The organism is Nonomuraea jiangxiensis, from assembly GCF_900099965.1.
Classification (GTDB): Bacteria; Actinomycetota; Actinomycetes; order Streptosporangiales; family Streptosporangiaceae; genus Nonomuraea; species Nonomuraea jiangxiensis.
Genome location: NZ_FNDJ01000004.1, coordinates 370,277 through 389,028, shown reverse-complemented (window position 1 = coordinate 389,028; position 18,752 = coordinate 370,277). Strand labels below are relative to the sequence as shown.

Annotated in this window: 20 protein-coding genes; 15 read left to right on the top strand and 5 right to left on the bottom strand. The window is 71.9% G+C overall.

Translation table 11 applies throughout. The annotated features are described in order from the left end of the window. Positions 1-15 precede the first annotated feature (15 nt). Entirely contained in the window at positions 16-2,061 is a 2,046-nt protein-coding gene (gene paaZ, locus BLS95_RS11215) for a phenylacetic acid degradation bifunctional protein PaaZ (RefSeq protein WP_090931035.1), read from the bottom strand. Between the two features lie 99 nt (positions 2,062-2,160). On the opposite strand from paaZ, the gene paaA reads away from it, so the two are divergent. Genes paaA through paaE form a run of 5 tightly spaced genes read left to right on the top strand, consistent with a single transcriptional unit; the run spans position 2,161 to position 6,012 of the window. Continuing rightward, positions 2,161-3,123 (top strand): 1,2-phenylacetyl-CoA epoxidase subunit PaaA, encoded by a 963-nt coding sequence (paaA, locus tag BLS95_RS11210; protein ID WP_090930835.1) that lies wholly within the window; start codon positions 2,161-2,163, stop codon positions 3,121-3,123. After that, entirely contained in the window at positions 3,120-3,413 is a 294-nt protein-coding gene (paaB, locus tag BLS95_RS11205; protein ID WP_090930834.1) for a 1,2-phenylacetyl-CoA epoxidase subunit PaaB, read from the top strand. Before paaA ends, paaB begins: the two co-directional genes overlap by 4 nt. A gap of 7 nt (positions 3,414-3,420) precedes the next feature. Further along, positions 3,421-4,338 carry a 1,2-phenylacetyl-CoA epoxidase subunit PaaC gene (gene paaC / locus BLS95_RS11200; RefSeq protein WP_090930833.1) on the top strand — a complete coding sequence of 306 codons (918 nt, stop codon included), beginning with the start codon at positions 3,421-3,423 and terminating at the stop codon, positions 4,336-4,338. A 56-nt stretch (positions 4,339-4,394) separates the two neighbouring features. Continuing rightward, complete coding sequence (gene paaD / locus BLS95_RS11195) at positions 4,395-4,928, top strand: 1,2-phenylacetyl-CoA epoxidase subunit PaaD (RefSeq protein ID WP_245765000.1); 534 nt, start codon at positions 4,395-4,397, stop codon at positions 4,926-4,928. A gap of 1 nt (position 4,929) precedes the next feature. Continuing rightward, entirely contained in the window at positions 4,930-6,012 is a 1,083-nt protein-coding gene (paaE, locus tag BLS95_RS11190) for a 1,2-phenylacetyl-CoA epoxidase subunit PaaE (protein WP_090930832.1), read from the top strand. Between the two features lie 26 nt (positions 6,013-6,038). On the opposite strand, the gene BLS95_RS11185 is transcribed toward paaE, so the two are convergent. Next, positions 6,039-6,668, bottom strand: coding sequence for a TetR/AcrR family transcriptional regulator (locus BLS95_RS11185; RefSeq protein WP_090930831.1), 630 nt, complete (start codon positions 6,666-6,668; stop codon positions 6,039-6,041). A 270-nt stretch (positions 6,669-6,938) separates the two neighbouring features. Here BLS95_RS11185 and BLS95_RS11180 point away from each other — a divergent pair, with 270 nt between their 5' ends. The 4 genes from BLS95_RS11180 (at position 6,939) to BLS95_RS11165 (ending at position 12,012) form a co-directional block, all read left to right on the top strand. Further along, on the top strand, positions 6,939-8,123 hold the full coding sequence (locus BLS95_RS11180) for an EfeM/EfeO family lipoprotein (protein WP_176993129.1): 1,185 nt from the start codon (positions 6,939-6,941) through the stop codon (positions 8,121-8,123). Then, positions 8,120-9,325 carry a Dyp-type peroxidase gene (locus tag BLS95_RS11175; RefSeq protein ID WP_090930829.1) on the top strand — a complete coding sequence of 402 codons (1,206 nt, stop codon included), beginning with the start codon at positions 8,120-8,122 and terminating at the stop codon, positions 9,323-9,325. The genes BLS95_RS11180 and BLS95_RS11175 overlap by 4 nt, the downstream gene beginning before the upstream one ends. Before the next feature lie 152 nt (positions 9,326-9,477). Further along, entirely contained in the window at positions 9,478-11,202 is a 1,725-nt protein-coding gene (locus tag BLS95_RS11170; protein WP_218135687.1) for a phospholipase C, read from the top strand. 102 nt (positions 11,203-11,304) lie between these two features. Further along, positions 11,305-12,012 carry a histidine phosphatase family protein gene (locus tag BLS95_RS11165; RefSeq protein WP_090930828.1) on the top strand — a complete coding sequence of 236 codons (708 nt, stop codon included), beginning with the start codon at positions 11,305-11,307 and terminating at the stop codon, positions 12,010-12,012. Here the strand turns inward: BLS95_RS11165 and BLS95_RS11160 are convergent. Further along, positions 11,911-12,456 carry an NUDIX domain-containing protein gene (locus BLS95_RS11160; protein WP_218135686.1) on the bottom strand — a complete coding sequence of 182 codons (546 nt, stop codon included), beginning with the start codon at positions 12,454-12,456 and terminating at the stop codon, positions 11,911-11,913. The two genes, BLS95_RS11165 and BLS95_RS11160, sit on opposite strands and share 102 nt — an antisense overlap. 142 nt (positions 12,457-12,598) lie before the next feature. Between BLS95_RS11160 and BLS95_RS11155 the strand changes: the two genes are divergently transcribed. From BLS95_RS11155 to BLS95_RS11145, 3 genes are read left to right on the top strand one after another with little or no spacing between them, the layout of a single operon-like run. Beyond that, the gene (locus BLS95_RS11155; protein WP_090930827.1) at positions 12,599-13,600 is read left to right on the top strand and encodes an NADP-dependent oxidoreductase; all 1,002 of its coding nucleotides are present in this window, start codon (positions 12,599-12,601) and stop codon (positions 13,598-13,600) included. Between the two features lie 23 nt (positions 13,601-13,623). Then, the gene (locus BLS95_RS11150; RefSeq protein ID WP_090930826.1) at positions 13,624-14,052 is read left to right on the top strand and encodes a MerR family transcriptional regulator; all 429 of its coding nucleotides are present in this window, start codon (positions 13,624-13,626) and stop codon (positions 14,050-14,052) included. 60 nt (positions 14,053-14,112) lie between these two features. After that, positions 14,113-14,580, top strand: a complete 468-nt coding sequence (locus BLS95_RS11145) for a hypothetical protein (protein ID WP_090930825.1) — start codon at positions 14,113-14,115, stop codon at positions 14,578-14,580. Between the two features lie 28 nt (positions 14,581-14,608). Here BLS95_RS11145 and lexA read toward each other — a convergent pair whose 3' ends face one another. Beyond that, positions 14,609-15,268, bottom strand: a complete 660-nt coding sequence (gene lexA / locus BLS95_RS11140) for a transcriptional repressor LexA (protein ID WP_090930824.1) — start codon at positions 15,266-15,268, stop codon at positions 14,609-14,611. Between the two features lie 153 nt (positions 15,269-15,421). Here lexA and aroQ point away from each other — a divergent pair, with 153 nt between their 5' ends. Further along, positions 15,422-16,024: a gamma subclass chorismate mutase AroQ gene (gene aroQ, locus BLS95_RS11135; RefSeq protein WP_090930823.1), complete on the top strand. Its 603-nt coding sequence runs from the start codon at positions 15,422-15,424 to the stop codon at positions 16,022-16,024. A 157-nt stretch (positions 16,025-16,181) separates the two neighbouring features. Further along, entirely contained in the window at positions 16,182-16,886 is a 705-nt protein-coding gene (locus tag BLS95_RS11130) for a GAP family protein (RefSeq protein WP_090930822.1), read from the top strand. A gap of 29 nt (positions 16,887-16,915) precedes the next feature. Here the strand turns inward: BLS95_RS11130 and BLS95_RS11125 are convergent, their stop codons facing one another. Further along, positions 16,916-17,881: a helix-turn-helix transcriptional regulator gene (locus BLS95_RS11125; protein ID WP_090930821.1), complete on the bottom strand. Its 966-nt coding sequence runs from the start codon at positions 17,879-17,881 to the stop codon at positions 16,916-16,918. A 70-nt stretch (positions 17,882-17,951) separates the two neighbouring features. On the opposite strand from BLS95_RS11125, the gene BLS95_RS11120 reads away from it, so the two are divergent. Beyond that, positions 17,952-18,752 carry a DinB family protein gene (locus BLS95_RS11120; RefSeq protein WP_090930820.1) on the top strand — a complete coding sequence of 267 codons (801 nt, stop codon included), beginning with the start codon at positions 17,952-17,954 and terminating at the stop codon, positions 18,750-18,752.

Here is an 18,752-nt window from a genome sequence, read left to right as displayed (position 1 = left end):
CGGGGGCGCGGCACCTCACCGGGCGTTCTGGGGCCAGGTCTTGGCGACCAGAGTGAGCACGTCGTACGTGGCGACCGGCCGGTCCTCCTGGTTGGTCACGACGGCGTCCCAGCGGACCTCGCCGTAGTCCGCGCCGCTGCGCGGGGTGATCTGCTTGACCGTCAGCGTCACGGCGATGGCGTCACCGGCCTTGACGGGGGTCAGGAAGCGCAGGGCGTCCACCCCGAAGTTGGCCAGGACGGGCCCGGGGGCCGGATCGACGAAGAGGCCGGCGGCCAGCGACACGACCAGGTAGCCGTGGGCGACGATGCCGCCGAACAGCGGGTTGCGCGCGGCGGCGGCGGGGTCGGTGTGCGCGTAGAAGGTGTCCCCGGTGAACTCGGCGAAGTGGTCGATGTCGGCGGTGGAGACCGTACGCCGCGCGGAGCTGATCGTGTCGCCGATGCGCAGCTCGGCCAGGGACTTGCGGAAGGGGTGCACCCCCGGGTCGATGCGCGCGGCCCCGGTCGTCCAGCGGCCGGTGACGGCGGTGAGCAGGTCGGGAGAGGCCTGGACGGCGGTGCGCTGCATGTGGTGCAGCACCCCGCGGATGCCGCCGAGCTCCTCACCGCCACCGGCCCGGCCGGGACCGCCGTGCACGAGCACGGGCAGCGGAGAGCCGTGCCCGGTGGACTCCTGGGCGTCGTCCCGGTCCAGTACGAGCACCCGGCCGTGCCACGGCGCGAGCCCGAGCACGACGGACCGGGCGACGTCCGGGTCATGGGTGGCGACGGAGGCGACGAGGCTGCCCCGGCCCCGGGCGGCCAGGGCGACGGCCTGCTCGACACCGTTGTAGGCGAGCACGGTGGCCACCGGGCCGAACGGCTCCACGTCGTGCGGCTCGGTGGCCCCGGGACGGGCGCGCAGCAGGAGCGGGGTCATGAAGGCGCCGCGCTCGGGATCGCCGTCGAGCACGGGGCCGCCCCCGGGGTCACCGGCGACGATCTCCGCGCTCGCGCGCAGCGTCTCGACGGCCTTGCGGACCTCGTCGCGCTGGCCGAGGCTGGCGAGCGCGCCCATCCGCACCTCCGGGTTGCGCGGGTCGCCCACGGTCACCTTCGCCAGGCGGGCGGACAGCGCCTCGACCACCGTGCCGGCCAGCGCCTCGGGAACGAGCACGCGGCGGATGGCCGTGCACTTCTGTCCGGCCTTGACCGTCATCTCGGTGACGACGCCCTTGACGAACAGTCCGAACTCCGGATCCTCCGGCCGTACGTCGGGGCCGAGGATCGAACAGTTGAGCGAGTCGGCCTCGACGCCGAGCAGGACGCCGCCGTCGAGCACGTTCGGGTGGCGGCGCAGCACCCCCGCGGTGTGCGCCGAGCCGGTGAAGTCGACGGAGTCCTGGACCGTCAGCTCGTCGAGCAGCCCGCCCGCACCACCGGCGAGGAGCTGGAGCGACCCCTCGGGCAGGATCCCCGACTGGATGATCTGCCGGACGGCGGCCTCGGCGAGGTAGGCGGTCTGGCCCGCGGGCTTGACGATCGACGGCAGCCCGGCGAGGAAGGCCGGGCCGAGCTTCTCCAGCATGCCCCAGACCGGGAAGTTGAAGGCGTTGATCTGGACCGCCACGCCCGGCCGGGAGGTGTAGAGGTGCTGGCCGACGAAGGTGCCGCCCTTGCCCAGGCGCTCCAGGCCGCCGTCGAGGAAGACCGTGTCGTTCGGCAGCTCGCGAACCCCCTTGCTCGCGTAGCTGAACAGGGTGCCGATGCCGCCGTCCACGTCGATCGCGGTGTCGCGGGCGGTCGCGCCGGTGCGTACGGACAGCGCGTACAGCTCCTCCTTGCCCTCCAGCAGGTGTTTGGCCAGCGCCTTGAGCAGGGCCGCCCGTTCGTGGAAGGTCAGGGCTCGCAGGGCCGGTCCGCCGGTCTCCCGGGCGTACCGGACCATGGCCGCGACGTCCAGGCCCCGGCTTGAGATCCGCCCGACCTCCTCGCCCGTGGCGGCGTCGAGCAGCGGTTCACCATCGTCGGCCGCCCGGAACCATCGTCCGGCGGCGTAGCTCTCCAGCAGTGCGCTCACGCTGTCCCCTTTCCCCGCGACCTGTTGCGCGAAGACCTCCACCCGTGTCACGGTATTACTGACCGAGCGATAAGTAAATATGCCCGCCTCGGAGGAAACATGACCGCCATCCCAGCGGAGCCGGACCAGGAAGAACGGCTGCAGGCCGCGTTCGACGCGACCATCGCGCGCCGCGACCGCATCGAGCCGCGGGACTGGATGCCGGACGCCTACCGCAGCACCCTCGTACGCCAGATCGCCCAGCACGCGCACTCCGAGATCATCGGCATGCAGCCGGAGGGCGACTGGATCAGCCGCGCGCCGTCGCTGCGCCGCAAGGCGATCCTGCTGGCGAAGGTGCAGGACGAGGCCGGTCACGGCCTGTATCTGTATGCGGCGTGCGAGACCCTCGGCGTCTCCCGCGCCGAGCTGACCGACCTGCTGCTCGCCGGCCGGCAGAAGTATTCCTCCATCTTCAACTACCCGACGCTGTCCTACGCCGACGTCGGCACCATCGGCTGGCTGGTGGACGGGGCCGCGATCTGCAACCAGGTGCCGCTCTGCCGCACCTCCTACGGCCCGTACGGCCGTGCCATGATCCGCATCTGCAAGGAGGAGTCCTTCCACCAGCGGCAGGGCTACGAGCTGCTCATGACGATGATGCGCGGCACCGACGAGCAGCGCGCCATGGTCCAGGAGTCGGTCGACCGGTTCTGGTGGCCGGTGCTGATGATGTTCGGCCCGCCGGACGCCCAGTCGCCCAACAGCGAACGCTCGATGGCCTGGGGCATCAAGCGCAACTCCAACGACGAGCTGCGGCAGAAGTTCGTGGACATGACGGTCCCGCAGGCGAAGGCGCTCGGCGTCACGCTGCCCGATCCCGACCTGCGCTGGAACGCCGAACGCGGCGCCCACGACTTCGGCGAGCCGGACTGGGCGGAGTTCGCCGCGGTCATCAGGGGCGAGGGGCCGTGCAACGCGCAGCGGGTGGCCCATCGCAGGGCCGCGCACGAGGAGGGCGCGTGGGTGCGCGAGGCGGCCACGGCGTTCGCGCGGCGGTCGGCCGGGGAGGGCGGGCGATGAGCGCCGACCGGCGGGAGTGGCCGCTCTACGAGGTGTTCGTGCGCGGCAAGCGCGGCCTCAACCACGTGCACGTCGGATCGCTGCACGCCCCGGACGACGCCATGGCCCTGCGGCACGCCCGCGACGTCTACACCAGGCGCAACGAGGGGGTCAGCATCTGGGTCGTACGGGCCGACGCGATCGCCGCCTCCAGCCCGGACGAGAAGGACCCGCTGTTCGCGCCGAGCGGCGACAAGGTCTACCGGCATCCGACGTTCTACGACATCCCCGACGACGTCCCGCACATGTGAGAGCACGATGAGCGATGACCATGGCAGCATCTTCGACGGCCTGCTCGGCGGCGACTCCTCCCAGTGGGCCTTCGGCACCGACTTCGAGGACCCGCTGGCCGGCGTGGACACCACGACACCGGACGGCGTGGACCCCGCCGAGCTGGCCGCGTACTGCCTGATGCTGGGCGACGACGCCCTGATCATGTCGCAGCGCCTGTCGGAGTGGTGCAGCCGCGCGCCCGACCTCGAAGAGGACATCGCGCTGGCGAACGTCGCCCTCGACCTCCTCGGGCAGGCTCGGCTGCTGCTGGCGCGGGCGGCCGCCGCCGACCCGGGCGTGGTGCCCGCCCTGCCCGCGGGCTCGCCGGTGCCGCCGGAGGACGCGCTGGCCTTCTTCCGCGAGGACCGGGACTTCCGCAACGTACGCCTGGCCGAGGTGGCCAACGGTGACTTCGGGCATGTCGTGGTCCGCCTGCTGCTGTTCTCGGTGGCGCGGCTCGCGCTGCTGGAGCGGTTGCGTACGAGCCGGGACCACGTGCTGGCGGCGGTGGCGGCCAAGGGCGTCAAGGAGGTCGCCTACCACCGTGACTGGGCCGGGCGCTGGTTCCTCACCCTGGCGCGCGGCACCGAGGAGTCGCGCCGCAGGCTGCTGGCCGCCCTCGACGCTCTGTTCCCGCTGTGGGCGGAACTGGTCACCGCGCACCCCGTCGAACGTTCCCTGGCCTCGGCGGGGGTCGGCGTGGACCCCGCGTTCCTGCGGGAGGAGGTGGACGCCGTCCTCGACCAGGTGCTCGCCGCCAGTGGGGTCGAGCGCCCCGCACGGCCGCCGCTGGCCGGGGCCGGGGAGCGTACGGGCCGCGACGGCGCGCACACCGAGGCGCTGAGCCTGCTGCTCGCCGAAATGCAGGTGGTCGCCCGCGCACACCCGAGCGGGCGCTGGTGAACACCGGACGGGAGCGCGACCCGGAGCCGGTGGTCGCCGACCGGCGCGCCGCCGAGATCGCCGGTCGGGAGCGCCACCCCGAATCCGGCCGGCGCGCCGCCGAGGTGGCCGGGCAGGTGCGGGATCCCGAGATGCCGATGCTCACCCTCGCCGACCTCGGCGTGCTGCGCGGCGTCGAGGTGGTGCGGGAGGCGGGCGGCGCCGAGGTCGTCGTGGCCTCGATCACGCCGACCTACAGCGGCTGCCCGGCCATGGCGACCATGCGCGACGACCTCGTCCACCGGCTGAACGACGCCGGCTTCCCCCGCGTCGAGGTGCGCGTCGTCCTGGATCCGCCCTGGTCCAGCGACTGGATCTCCGAACGCGGCCGGGCCGCCCTGCGCGCGGCCGGGCTCTCGGCGCCGGGCCCCGCCCCCCGGCGGACCGGGCCGGTGCCGCTCACGCTCGGCCCGGCCAGGACCGCGCCGCCCTGCCCTCGCTGCGGCTCCCCGGCCACCGAGCTCAGCTCGGAGTTCGGCGCCACCGCCTGCAAGGCCCTCTACCGCTGCGCCGGCTGCCTCGAACCGTTCGAGCACGTCAAGGAGATATGACATGACCACGCTCGCGTCCGCGCCGTCGAGGGCCGCCGTGTTCCATCCGCTGACCGTGGCGGCCGTGGACCGGTTGTGCGAGGACGCCGCCGCCATCACGTTCGCCGTCCCGGACGAACTGCGCGACGTGTACGCCTTCCGAGCCGGGCAGTCGCTCACCCTGCGCCGCGTCATCGACGGCCGCGAGCACCGCCGCTCGTACTCGATCTGCGCCCCGGCCGGCTCGGCGCCGCGCATCGGCGTCCGCGAGATCCCCGGCGGGCTGTTCTCCTCCTGGCTGGTGCGCGAGGTCGGGCCGGGCACCCGGATCGAGGTCCAGCCACCCACCGGCTCCTGGCAGGCCGACCCGGAGGCGGGCGAGCGGCACCTGTGCGTCGCCGCCGGCTCCGGCATCACCCCGATGTTGTCGGTCGCCTCGACGGTGCTCACCCACCCCGGCGCCCAGGTCTCGCTCCTGTACGGCAACCGGACCAGCCGTACCGTCATGTTCACGGAGGAGCTCGGCGACCTGAAGAACCGCTACGGCCCCCGGCTCCAGATCGTGCACACGCTCTCGCGCGAGCCACGCGACGTCGAGCTGCTGTCCGGGCGGCTCGACGGCGACCGGCTGCGCCGGCTGCTCACCTGCCTCGTCCCCGTCGAGGTGTTCGACCACGTCTGGCTGTGCGGGCCGCTCCAACTGGTCGAGAGTGCCCGGCCGGTGCTGGCCGGCCTCGGGGTTCCGGCGGACCGCGTACACGTCGAGCTCTTCTACGCCGACGCCCCGCCGTCCCCGCCCCGCCGGGCCGCGGGCGAGGTCCCCGGCGCGACCACCGAGCTGACCGTCGTCCTCGACGGCCTGCGGACGACCGCCACCGTCTCCCGCGAGACGACGCTCCTCGACGGCGCCCAGGCCACCCGCGGCGACCTGCCGTTCGCCTGCAAGGGCGGCGTCTGCGGGACGTGCCGCGCCGTCGTCCGCGCGGGGGAGGTCGACATGCGCCGCAACTACGCGCTCGAACCGGCCGAGACGGCCGCCGGGTTCGTCCTGACCTGCCAGTCCTATCCGGTCGGTGAGCAGGTGACCGTCGACTACGACGCCTGACCCCGCCCGTAGGTGGGCGGAACGGCTCAGGACTCGTGGCGGGCCAGGCCGTCGAAGGCGATCGTGGTGATCGCGTCGGCGACCATCGCCTGGTCGTAGGCCCCCTCTGCCCGATACCACTCGACCAGGGAGTTCACCATGCCGAACAGCAGCCGGCTCACCAGCGCCGGCGGCACGTCGTCGCGCAGCGACCCCTCGGCGACGGCGTCGGCGACGAGCGCGGCCAGGCGGTCGTCGAGCCAGCGCCGCCGGCTCAGTGCCGCCAGCTCGACCTCGCTGTTGCCGCGCACCCGCAGCAGGAGCGTGACGGACTGCTGGTGCGCCACCAGCACCTCGACGCTGCGCCGCACCACCTCGCGCAGCCGCTGGTAGGCGGTCACCCCGGCCCGCTCCGTGGACGCCTCGGTCACGACGGAGGTGAGCTCGTCGAGCGCGTCGTCCAGGGCCTGGCCGAGCAGTTGCTCCTTGCTGGTGACGTGGTAGTAGATGGCCGGCTTGGTCAGCCCCAGCTCCTTGGCCAGGTCGCCCATGCTCGTGGCGTCGTAGCCGCGCCGGTTGAACAGCTCGACCGCCGCGCGCAGGATCGCCGACTGGTCATGGCCGGGACGACCGCGCCGGCGGCGGGGGGCCGGCTCGGCCTGCTCAGTCGCTCTCACCCTCGCAGCATCTCACGCGCCGTCACCCCCCGCTGACTAAGCCGTACGACTGGAAGTCCCAGGACCCGCCCCGCGGCGGGTCGTCGGTGGTGGTACGCCCGCCCGCGCGGCAGGCGAGCGCCTCTCCAACGGCTCCCGGAAACGAGGGGAACGCCCGGTGAGCGCTCCGTGAACATGCTGCCACATGTCATGGCCTGGGCGAATGTGCGAGACATGGTGTGACTAGCATGCATGTGCCCTTTTTATGGCGAATCGTCCGGGAGAAAGATCGTGGAATTCAGCCGGCCGGGCGCGGCGATCCTCGCGTGCCTGCTCCTCGTGACGGGATGCACGACGGCCGGAGCCGACGAGCACGCTTCCTCCCCGCCACGGACGTCCACGCCCCCCGGCGCCGATCCCGTGGTCCAGGTCTCGGCGAGCCACTGCGGCGAGGGCTGGACGAACCCGCACGCCGGGCGGCTGACTCTCATGCTCTCCAACACCGGGGACGCCCCCTCGGGGGCCGATCTCATCGAGGTGCCCGGGGGCGCCGTGCACGCCGAGGTGGAAGGGCTGGGCCCGGGGGTGACCCGGCCCATGTCGGTCAGCCTGGCCCAAGGTACGTACGCCATCCGGTGCGAGATCGACGAGCGCGATCCGATCGTCGGCCCGTCGGTCACCGTCACCGGGACCGGCACCGGCGGGCCGGCCATCATCCCGGTCTCCTACGCCGACCTGTTCGCCCCGGCGAAGGCCTACAGCGCGTACGTCTCCAGCGGGCTGAAGACCCTGCTGGCCAGGACCAGAACGCTGACCCGGGCGGTGGACCGGGGCGATCTGGCCGCCGCCAGGAAGGCGTGGCTGCCCGCCCACCTGGCCTACGAGAGCCTCGGTTCCGCGTACGGCACCTTCGGCGAGTTCGACGGGGCGATCAACGGGCATCCGGCCGGGTTGCCCGGCGGCGTCCACGACAAGGACTTCACCGGCCTGCACCGGGTCGAGTACGGACTGTGGCACGGTGAGTCCGCCGAGAGGCTGCGCCCGATCGCCGACCGCCTGCTCAAGGACGTCAAGGCGCTGGACGACGACTTCCCCGACCAGCGGCTCGAACCCGGCGACCTGCCCCTGCGCGCGCACGAGATCCTGGAGAACACCCTGCGGTTCGAGCTGACCGGCCGCTCCGACCAGGGCAGCGGCACCACCCTCGCCACCGCCGCCGCCAACGTTCAGGGCACCCGCGAGACCCTCGGCGTGCTGCGGCCGCTGCTCGAAGACCGCTACCCCGCGATGAAGCAGGTGGACGAGCACCTGGACCAGGTGGACGCGCTGCTCGCGGCCCAGCACCACGGCGACACCTGGACCCCCGTCGACCGGCTGGCCCCCCGGGTCCGCCAACCCATCAACGGCGCGGTCGGCGGCCTGCTGGAGGAGCTGGCCCCGATCGCCGAAATTCTCTTCCCGAGGCGGACGAAGTGAGCGGCTACAACCGCAGGACATTCCTCACCGGCGCGCTGGCCACCGGCATCGCCGGCGCCGCCGCCACAGCGGCGCCCGCGATGCCGGCGGCGGCCGTGCCGGCGGTGCCAGGCTTCCACGGTCCCCACCAGGCCGGGATCCTCAACGCCCCGCGGCGCAGGGCGATCGTCGTGGCCTTCGACGTCATCGCCGACGGCAAGGGCGAGCTGAAGGAGCTGTTCCGCACGCTCACCGACCGGGCGCGCGCCCTGATCACCGGCGGCCTCCCACCGGAGCTGGGCATCACCGCGCCGCCCGCCGACTCGGGCATCCTCGGGCCGAGCGTGCCCCCCGGGGCCCTGACGGTCACCCTGGGCCTCGGCGCCTCGCTCTTCGACGACCGGTACGGCCTGGCCTCGCGCAAGCCGGCCGGCCTGGTCCGGATGCCGGTCTTCCCCAACGACGACCTGGACCCGGCCTGGTGCCATGGCGACCTCAGCCTGCAACTGGAGGCGGACGACGACGACACCGTCCTGCACGCGCTGCGCGACCTCGCCCGGCACACGCGCGGCGCCATGCAGGTGCGCTGGCGCATGAACGGGTTCACCAGCCCGCCCCGGCCGAGCGGCACGCCGCGCAACCTCATGGGGTTCAAGGACGGCATCGCCAACCCCGACAGCAGGAACGCCGCCGAGATGGACCGGCTGGTGTGGATCCGGGATGACAAGCCGGAGACCTCGTGGAGCACGGGCGGCAGCTACGTCGTCTACCGGCTGATCCGGATGCTGGTGGAGTTCTGGGACCGGGTGGGGATCAGCGAGCAGGAGCAGATGTTCGGCCGGGCCAGGGACACCGGCGCGCCCCTGGACGGCACCCGCGAACAGGACGTGCCCCGGTACGAGCTGGACCCGGTGGGCAAGGTGATCCCGCCCGGCAGCCACATCAGGCGGGCGAACCCGCGCACGCCGCAGACGGACGGCAGCCGCATCCTGCGCCGCAGCTTCAACTACGACCGGGGCGTGGACGAGGTGGGCAACCTCGACGTCGGGCTGCTGTTCACCTGCTACCAGCAGGACCTGCACCGGCAGTTCGAGGCGGTCCAGATGCGCCTGGTGGACGAGCCGCTGGTCGACTACATCTCGCCCTTCGGCGGCGGGTACTTCCTCGCGGTGCCCGGCGTCCAGGACCCGTCCTCGTCCTATGTCCAACAGATCCTACTTTGAACACCTTATGACCGATTTTTCCCTATTTGTCACTTTTATGGCCATAAAGCGTCATCCGGGTGTGATGGGATCCCGTGGGCGCCCGTGAGCCGTCTTGCTCCCCGCGCCGCCCGGGCCGAGAAGCGGCTCGGTTCTCTTCACAAGGAGGCACCGTGGGCACTGGCCCAGGTAAGAAGGCAGCGCGCTGGTACGCGGCTGCCGCCACGCTGGCGGCGGCCGGGGCGCTGGCGGTCTCGGGCACCACCCCGGGTTCCGCGGACACCGTGACACCGTCGGCAGCACCGCCGGCCACTTCGTCAGCGACACCCTCTGCCGCGCCGACCCCGTCCGCGACGGCCCGGACCCTGTCCCCGCAGGCCCTGGCGCAGGCACAGGCCAAGGCCAAGCAGGTCCGTACCAAGACCCCCATCAAGCACGTCGTCGTGCTCTTCGACGAGAACGTGTCGTTCGACCACTACTTCGGCACCTACCCGAAGGCGGCCAACACCGACGGCACCACGTTCAAGGCGGCCAAGGGCACCCCCTCGGTGGACGGGCTGACCAAGAAGCTGCTCACCAAGAACCCGAACCAGTACGACCCGAAGCGCCTCTCCCCCGCCCAGGCGCTCACGTGCAGCCAGGACCACGGCTACTCGCACGAGCAGCTCGCCTACAACGGCGGCAAGATGGACAAGTTCGAGGAGAACGTCGCACACGACACCTGTGGCGGCAACAACATCTACCAGGCGCCCGGCCTGGTGATGGACTACTTCGACGGCAACACCGTCACCGGGATGTGGAACTACGCTCAGAACTACGCGATGAGCGACAACTCCTACAACACCGGTTTCGGCCCGTCCACCCCCGGCGCGCTCAACCTGATCTCCGGCCAGACCCACGGCTTCTACGCGGTGGACCCGGTGAAGGGCACCAACGTCACCGACGCGGGCGTCGTGTCCTCGTCCGACGCGCGGGGCGTGGGCACCGTGATCAACGACCCCGACCCGGCGTTCGACGACTGCTCGGACAACAACCACACCGCCAAGAACAACCTCGCGGCGGGCACCGGCCAGAACATCGGTGACCTGCTCAACCGCAAGAACGTGACCTGGGGCTGGTTCCAGGGCGGCTTCAAGCCGACCGGCACGTCCGGCGCGTACGCGGTGTGCGGCTCGACCCACGAGAACATCGGCGGCAACGCGGTGACGGACTACAGCCCGCACCACTCGCCGTTCCAGTACTACCCGTCGACGTCGAACCCGAGGCACCTGGCGCCGTCCTCGACCGCGGCGATCGGGTACACCGACCAGGCCAACCACAACTACGACCTGAGCGACTTCGACGCCGCCCTGGCGGGCGGCAACCTGCCCGCGGTGAGCTTCCTCAAGGCGGGGGCGTACCAGGACGGTCACCCGGGCAACTCCGACCCGCTCGACGAGCAGCACTTCCTGGTCAACACCATCAACAAGATCCAGAACTCGCCCGAGTGGGCGTCCACCGCGATCTTCATCGCCTACGACGACTCCGACGGCTGGTACGACCACAAGATGGCGCCGATCGTCAACGGCTCGCGTGACCCGGCCACGGACGCCGCCGCGCTGTGCGGCAGGGCCAAGGTGCTGTCCGGCTTCAACGACCGCTGCGGTTACGGCCCGCGTACCCCGCTGCTGGCCATCTCGCCGTACTCCAAGGTCAACCACGTCGACCACCACCTGACCGACCAGACCTCGATCCTGAAGTTCATCGAGGACAACTGGAGCACCGGCCGCATCGGCAACGGCTCCATGGACCAGGTGGCGGGCTCCCTGGAGGGCATGTTCACGTTCGGCAAGGCCAGGGCGGGCCGCGTGATCCTCGACCCCACCTCGGGTGCGGTGGTCACCAGGTCTCACCACTGACCTGAGACGTCACCGTCCTCTCCGGCCGATCCCGGAGAGGACGGTGACCGCTCTACCGGACGTCACCGGACGGAAGGTCAAGTGGAGTAGGGTTCGGTAACTGTGGCAGCCGAAAGTGAGCAGCCGGTCGAATACCGGCAGCACCGGTTCCGCACGCCGCCGGGAGCCACCGAAGTGCTGCTGGTCCGGCACGGCGAGTCGGAGCCCGCGCGCCCGGACCGGCCGTTCCCCCTGGTGGACGGCCAGGGTGACCCGGGCCTCGCGCCCGAGGGCCGGGAGCACGCGGAGCTGGTGGCGCTGCGGCTCGCCGTGGAGCGCGTCGACGCCATCTACGTGAGCTCGCTGCGGCGGACGTCCCAGACCGCCGCGCCGCTCGCCGCCCGGCTCGGCCTGACGCCGGTGGTGGAGCCCGACCTGCGGGAAGTGCACCTCGGCGAGTGGGAAGGCGGCGTGTTCCGGCAGATGGTCGCGGAGGGCCACCCGATCGCCCGGCGGATGTCGGCCGAGGAACGCTGGGACGTGATCCCGGGTGCCGAGCCCGCCGCGGCCTTCTCCGAGCGCGTGCGCAAGGTGCTCGTCAGGCTCGCCGCCGCCCACCGCGACCAGCGGATCGTCGTGGTCACCCACGGCGGCGTGATCGCCGAGGCGCTGGCGGCGGCGACGGGGTCGCGGCCGTTCGCGTTCCTCGGTCCCGACAACGCGTCGGTGTCACACCTGGTACTGACCGAGGCCCGGTGGATCCTGCGCCGGTTCAACGACACCGCGCACCTGGATCCCGCCTTCTCCACCACGGCCGCGCCGCCCACCTGACGACTCGATCAGCAGGCGGTGCGACTCCAGCAGGCCCTCAGGGAGGTCGCCGGGGGCGCACCAGCGGGCCTCCAGGATCTCCATCGAATGGAGCCGCATCGTGCCGCCGCCGGCGTACCGGGCCGCGTACGCGATCTCGATCCTGAGCCGGAACCCGCTCCTGAGCTGCACCAGCTCGCCCACGCTCACCTCCAGCCCGGTCTCCTCGCGCACTTCGCGGGCGACCGTCTGCTCGAAGGTCTCCCCCCGCTTCGCACTGCCCGTCGGCAGGCCCCACTGCCGGTGCTCGGGCCAGAACCGGTGCCGCAACAGCAGCACGTTGCCCTCCCGGTCGCGCACGACACCGGTCACCCCGGCCATGAACTTGGCCTGGGACAGGTAGAGCAGCCGCCACTGCATCGGCCCGCGGATGCCGCGCCAGAGCCGGGCGATCAGCCTCTTCACCGGCGTCCTCCGTGATCAGGATACTGAGCCGTTGCAGCGTACCCCCATCGCCACCGCGGGGGACGCGACTCGACCGGCCAGGGCACGGCCGACCAGCGGGGCTTGACCTTCACGTGTACGTCAATGTCTACGGTCCTGTGCCATGAACGCACGAGAGATCCACCTCGCCGCCCGCCCCCAGGGCCTCCCCGGCCCCGACGCCTTCCGGCTCGCCGAGACCGAGATCCCCGACCCGGCCCCCGGCCAGGTCCTCATCCGCAACCTGTACATGTCACTCGATCCCGGCATGCTCCTGCTCATCGGTGCCTACCCGGACATCCCCATGCCCCCGTACGAGGTCGGCGCGCCCCTGCACGGCGACGCCATCGGCGAGGTCGTGGCCTCGGGCGAGCCGTCCGTCAAGGAGGGCTCCGTGGTGCTCCACCGGCTCGGCTGGCGCGAGTACGCGCTGGCCGACGCCACCCAGGTCCGCCAGGTGGACCCGCACGCGTACCCGTCGGTCTCGACGTACCTCGCTTTCGGCCTGGTCGCCTATGCCGGGCTGACGGCGGTGGCGGGCCTGCGCCCCGGCGAGACCGTCTTCGTCTCCAGCGCGGCAGGCGCCACCGGGAGCATGGTGGGCCAGCTCGCGCGCCTGCTCGGCGCCGGACGTGTCGTCGGCAGCGCGGGCACTCCGGAGAAGGTCGCCCACCTGACCGGCAGGCTCGGTTTCGACGCCGCGTTCGACCGTCACGACGGCCCGATCGCGGACCGGCTGCGCGAGGCCGCCCCCGGCGGCGTCGACGTCTACTTCGACAACGTGGGCGGCGAGCAGCTCAGAGCCGCGATCGAGGTCATGAACCCGCACGGCCGCATCGCACTCTGCGGGGCCCTGGCCAGGCAGAGCGCCGGAGGAGAGCCTGATCCCGGCCCCGGCGACCCGATGCGCCTGATCGGGAAGCGCCTCACGCTGCGCGGCTTCACCATGAGCGACCACCTCGACCTCGCCCCCGAGTTCGGCCGGCGGCTGCGGCAGTGGCTGGCCGACGGCTCCCTGGTACGCGAGGAGACGGTGATCGACGGCCTGGAGAACGCTCCGCAGGCGCTCCTCGATCTCGTTCGCGGGGCGTACACCGGGAAGGTCGTCGTCCGCCTGACACGTTGACTCTCGCCAGGAAGGGAGACGACATGCTCATCGGCGAACTGGCCGGACTCACCGGCGTCACCACCCGCGCCCTCCGCTTCTACGAGGAGCAGGGGCTGCTCACCCCCGAACGCACGGGGGCCGGATACCGCACGTACGGGCCGGAGTCGCCGCGCCGGGTCGGCAACATCCGGGACCTGCTCGCCTCCGGGTTCACGGTCGAGGACGTACGGTCGTTCCTGCCGTACCTCGACGGGGAGATCCCCCGGGTGCTGGGCTACCACCCGCGCTGCGACGGCGGCTACGAGGTCGGCGCCCGGCGGATAGCCACGCTCAATGAGCGCATCGCGACGTTGACCCGGCTGCGGGACCAGCTCGTCGCCCGCATGCCCTGGCTCGCCGCGCCGGAGGCCGACGCCGCCGCGTGCCAGGAGGGCGAACCCGCCGCGACGGTGGCGCCGGAGACGACGTAGGGTCCAGGTCAGCAACCAGTCCCCGGCCGACACGCCGGCCTTCGCGAGATGGAAGCCCGCATGAGTGTCACTCCCGCGCACCTGCGCACCCTCGCGGACCGCGCAGAGGCGCTTTCCGCCGAGGTCCGTACCGTTTGCGACAGCGTCCCCGAGGAGTCGCCGGAGCACGAGCCGCTGACGGCGGCCCGGCACGCCGCGGACTGGCTGGCCCGAGGCGCCAACGACCTGCGGAGCGCGGCCACGGACCTGGCCAAGCTGCAGGCCCAGCCGTGCGGCTTGCCGTGGGCGGTCTGCCCCGAGCACGGCAACACCCTCTCCTCCCAGGCCGGCATCTCCACGTGCCGGGTGTGCCGCCGTACCTGGAACTACAGCCGGCCCAGCCAGCCGTGCCCGGAGCCGGTGACGTGGAAGGTGGTCGACCAGGCGGGGACGGAGACGCGGATGTGCGACGGGCACGTCCTCGGCGCCCGCGCGGCCGTCGCGAACGCCACCTTCGTCCGCCTGTACGACGGCAGCGGCGCGTTCTGACGGCACGCGCTCAGCCAGCCCAGGGCGCTCAGACGCTGCGCAGGACCGAGACCACGATGCCCAGGATCGTGGCGTCGTCGCCGTCGATGACGTCGTAGGCCGGGTTGCGTGGTTCGAGGAGGATGTGGCCGTCCCGGCGGCGGAAGACCTTGACGGTGGCCTCGCCGTCGATCATCGCGGCGACGATCTGGCCCGAGTGGGCCTCGGGCTGCTGCCTGACCACGACGATGTCGCCGTCGCAGATGGCGGCGTCGATCATCGAGTCGCCCCGCACCCGCAGGCCGAACACGGTGCCCCGCCCGGTGAGGTCGCGGGGCAGGGTCAGCGTGTCGTCCAGGAGTTCGTCGGCCGGGATGGGGGCGCCGGCGGCGATGTCGCCGACCACGGGCACCTGCACCAGGTCACCGGCCGGCCGGGGCGTCGAGCCCCGCAGGAACAGGCGTACGTCGATCGGCCGCGTCATCGCCGTGCCCCGGCGGAGGAAACCCTGCTCCTCCAGGCTCCTGAGGTGTTTCGACACCGACGAGGACGACCGCAGCCCGACCGCGCGGCCGAGCTCGCGGGTGCTCGGAGGGTATCCGTACCTGACCACCCAGTCCCGGATCGTGGCCAGGATCCGCTGCTGGCGCGGTGGCAGGGCCGAGGAGTCCGGGTGATCGAACGCGTCAGTGTCGTCGTAGGTGGTCATCTGCGAAATGCTAGAGGCTCGCACCCAACGCGGAGTCATCGGTAAGGCCGGGCTTTCGCATCGGTTCCCGACCGTGGTGGAAGATCGTGAGTCGCTCGTCTCCTGGCGCGCGAGGCCATGCGCTAAAGGGTGATCGGGTAGTCACATAGCGTGATGGCCATCGTTCCCGCCGTGCTCGTCGCCGCCGCGCTGCTCGCCGTTCCCGCCGCGCCCGTGCCGTACGCGCCGCCGGGCGCGGACCCCCGCGGAAGCCTGGCATCCCGGCCCGTGCCGGCGGGGCTGCCCGGGCTGGTCGAGCTGGCCGTTCAGCGGCTGCTGCTGGCCGATGCCGTGGCGGCGGCGAAGTTCGGCGGCGGAGGCCCGATCACGGATCCGGCACGGGAGCGGGAACTGCTCGGCTCTGTCGCCACGCGGTCCGCGCGGATCGGCCTCGCCCCGGAGGCCGGGACGCGGTTCTTCCGTGCCCAGATCGAGGCGGCCAAGGCGGTGCAGCGGGGCCTGCACGCGCGCTGGCGGGCGCACCCGGAGCTGCGCCCGCGCGAGCGGCCCGACCTGGCCACGGAGGTGCGCCCGCGACTCGACCTGCTCACTCCCAGGCTGCTGCGCCTGCTGAAGCAGACCGAGCCGGCCCGCGCCCGGGCCGGGGAGTGCCGGACGCGCCTGGCCCTGGCGGGGCACGCCGCCGAGACCCGGGACCGCCTCGACGGACTGCACCGCGACGCGCTGACCCTGGCCCTCGCCCCGGTGTGCCCCTGACCGCGCGGTCGGGGGCGAAGCGGTCCTGCCCGGAGTTGAGCAGCCGGATACAGATCACGTCCTCGGCCGCCGCCGGACTGCAACCATTGGTGGGCGGACAGCATGGCCGCTGTCCTCGTCATGCCCGCTGTCCTCGGCTTCGGCAAGGAATGGATGGATGACCGTCGCACTGTTAATCGGACTGATAGTGCTCGCGCTGCTCGACAGCACGAGTATCGGCACGCTTCTGATCCCCGTGTTCCTGATGCTGGCGGCGGGGCGCCCCATCGTGGGCAAGGTGCTCGTCTACCTGATCACGATCGTGGTCTTCTACTTCGCCGTCGGCGTCGCGCTCATGCTCGGGCTCCGTCCGATGCTGGACACGCTGGGAGACAGCCTCGACAGCCCCGTCGGCTACTGGATCGAGCTGATCGTCGGCGTGGCGCTGTTCCTGTTCAGCTTCCGCTTCGACCCCAAGCGCCGGGCGAAGCAGGGCAGGAGCAGCGACGCCTCGGCCACCATCGAGCGCATCGAGCGGTCCCAGAAGTCGGTCTGGGGAATGGTCGTGCTCGGCCTGACGGCCGGCGCCATCGAGCTGGTGACCATGCTCCCCTACCTGGGCGCCATCGGCCTCATGGCCACCGAGGGGCTGTCGCCCGTGGAGTGGGTGCCCACGCTGGCGCTCTACAACGTCGTCATGGTGCTTCCCGCTCTGCTCCTCCTCCTGCTCCGGCTCGCCGCACGCGGGCGGGCCGAGCGGCTGCTGCAGCGGATCGGCGCCTACCTGTCACGCCACTGCGTGGCCTTCCTCGGCTGGGTCCTGGCCATCGTGGGCTTCCTGCTCGCCAGGGACGGCTTCGCGCGTCTCTTCCTCTTCGACTGACGCGTCATGCATATGCCGCTCGGTCACCGTCAGGGTTGGTCCTCCAGGGCGGCGGCGAATCGAGAAGCGACGGTCGCGACCGCGGCCCGGAGCTCCGGCCCGCCCTCGACACGGAACGCGAAGGGCACATTCGACAACCACTCTTGCGCGTACATCGCCGGATTGCTGGTGCTGCCGACGAGCACGCACCCGTCTTCCCATGGTTCGAGCCGCCCCATGGGAGGCCGTATCCAGGGCGCCACCTCGGCCGGCGAAGCCCGGAACACCACGCGGGTGGGGAACTCCCATCCGGTGCCCAGGTTCTCCTCCAGCACGGCCACCGGATCGAGGTCCGCGGGCGGCTCGAACCGGTGCGCGCGCCGCCGTACCGCGTGGATGCGGTCGACCCGGTACGTACGGATCGCGTCCGCGCGGTGGGAGTGGCACAGGAGGTACCAGCGCCCATGGCGGACGACCACCGCCCACGGATCCACCTCGGACTCCCACTCGTTGCCGATCTCACTCCGGTACGCGATCAGCACGCGAGAGCGACCGGCGACGGCGGCGACGAGTTCGCCGGTGATGCTGGGATCCGGACGGGCCGAGGACCGGTCGGGCGCGGCCGACGCGTGCTCCCGCAGTGCCGCCGCCTGCCGGCCGACGCTCTCGGGCAGCGCCCGGATGACCTTGCTCAGGGCCGAGCCGACCAGGTCGTCGGCGTCGTCGGCGGCGGCCGGCAGGCCGTCGAGCACCGCCATCACCAGGCCCAGTGCCTCCAGTTCGGTGAAGGTGACCGGCGGCAGCCTGGCCCCGCGCCCGAGCCGGTATCCGCCGTAGGGGCCCCGGGCCGACTCCACCGGGATGCCCGCCTCCCGGAGAATCCCGACATACCGCCGCGCGGCCCGCTCCGTGACGCCCAGACACGCGGCGAGCTCGCCGGCCGTCACGCCGGGGCGGGACTGGAGGACCTCCATGGTGCGCAGGGCTCGTGCGGTGGGGCTGAGATCGGTGGGCACATGAGCAGATTAGGAGGTCACGTGATGAGCCGGAAGTAAATCGTCCGGAATTAGCCCTAACGTGAGGCGCATGACCGAGTTCTGTCAGCAGAACCTCGCCGGTGCGCGCTTCGAGCGCGTCAACCTGCGCGGTGCCGCCTTCACACGGGTGTACCTCAACGACACGCGCATGCACGCGGTCGACTTCACCGGCGCCCGGATCCGCGGCGCCCTGTTCAACCGGAGCGACCTGCGCGGCATCGAGCTGGTCGACGTCGAGATCAACGGCGTGATCGAGAACGTCGTCGTGAACGGCGTGGACATCGCTCCGCTCATCGACGCCGAACTGAACCGTCGCATGCCCGAGCGGGCGAAGATGCGCCCCGAGGACCCCGACGGGTTCCGCGAGGCGTGGGCCGTCCTGGAGCGCCTGTGGGCGGGCACCGTCGCGCGGGCCAGGACGTTCCCCGAAGAAGCGCTCCACCGCGGCGTCGACGAGGAGTGGTCGTTCATCCAGACCCTGCGCCACCTCAACTTCGTGAGCGCCGGCTGGGTGGGCCGGATGGTCCTCTGCGAGGCCGCGCCGTGGCACCGGTGGGACCTGCCGTGGGACGAGGCCCCCGGATGGGACGGCATTCCGTGGGACCGCGAGGCACGGCCTCCGCTCGACGAGGTGCTCGCCGTCCGGCGCGAGCGCCAGGCCATGGTTCGCCGGGTCATGGAGTCTCTCACCGACGAGCGACTCGGCTCCCGGGTGACGCGCACCGAGCCCGGCTGGCCCCAGGCCGAGAACTTCCCGCTCAAGGAATGTCTCCACTCCGTCCTGCACGAGGAATGGGAACACCGGCTCTTCGCCGAACGGGATCTGCACACACTGGAGAAAGAGATCTGA

What these genes read in the sequence shown, in the direction of transcription:
- paaA (WP_090930835.1), top strand. Translation starts at nt 2,161, where the DNA reads ATGACCGCCATCCCAGCGGAGCCGGACCAGGAAGAACGGCTGCAGGCC.
- paaB (WP_090930834.1), top strand. Translation starts at nt 3,120, where the DNA reads ATGAGCGCCGACCGGCGGGAGTGGCCGCTCTACGAGGTGTTCGTGCGC.
- paaC (WP_090930833.1), top strand. Translation starts at nt 3,421, where the DNA reads ATGAGCGATGACCATGGCAGCATCTTCGACGGCCTGCTCGGCGGCGAC.
- paaE (WP_090930832.1), top strand. Translation starts at nt 4,930, where the DNA reads ATGACCACGCTCGCGTCCGCGCCGTCGAGGGCCGCCGTGTTCCATCCG.
- BLS95_RS11155 (WP_090930827.1), top strand. Translation starts at nt 12,599, where the DNA reads ATGAACGCACGAGAGATCCACCTCGCCGCCCGCCCCCAGGGCCTCCCC.
- BLS95_RS11150 (WP_090930826.1), top strand. Translation starts at nt 13,624, where the DNA reads ATGCTCATCGGCGAACTGGCCGGACTCACCGGCGTCACCACCCGCGCC.
- BLS95_RS11145 (WP_090930825.1), top strand. Translation starts at nt 14,113, where the DNA reads ATGAGTGTCACTCCCGCGCACCTGCGCACCCTCGCGGACCGCGCAGAG.
- lexA (WP_090930824.1), bottom strand. Translation starts at nt 15,268, where the DNA reads ATGACCACCTACGACGACACTGACGCGTTCGATCACCCGGACTCCTCG.
- aroQ (WP_090930823.1), top strand. Translation starts at nt 15,422, where the DNA reads ATGGCCATCGTTCCCGCCGTGCTCGTCGCCGCCGCGCTGCTCGCCGTT.
- BLS95_RS11130 (WP_090930822.1), top strand. Translation starts at nt 16,182, where the DNA reads ATGACCGTCGCACTGTTAATCGGACTGATAGTGCTCGCGCTGCTCGAC.
- BLS95_RS11120 (WP_090930820.1), top strand. Translation starts at nt 17,952, where the DNA reads ATGACCGAGTTCTGTCAGCAGAACCTCGCCGGTGCGCGCTTCGAGCGC.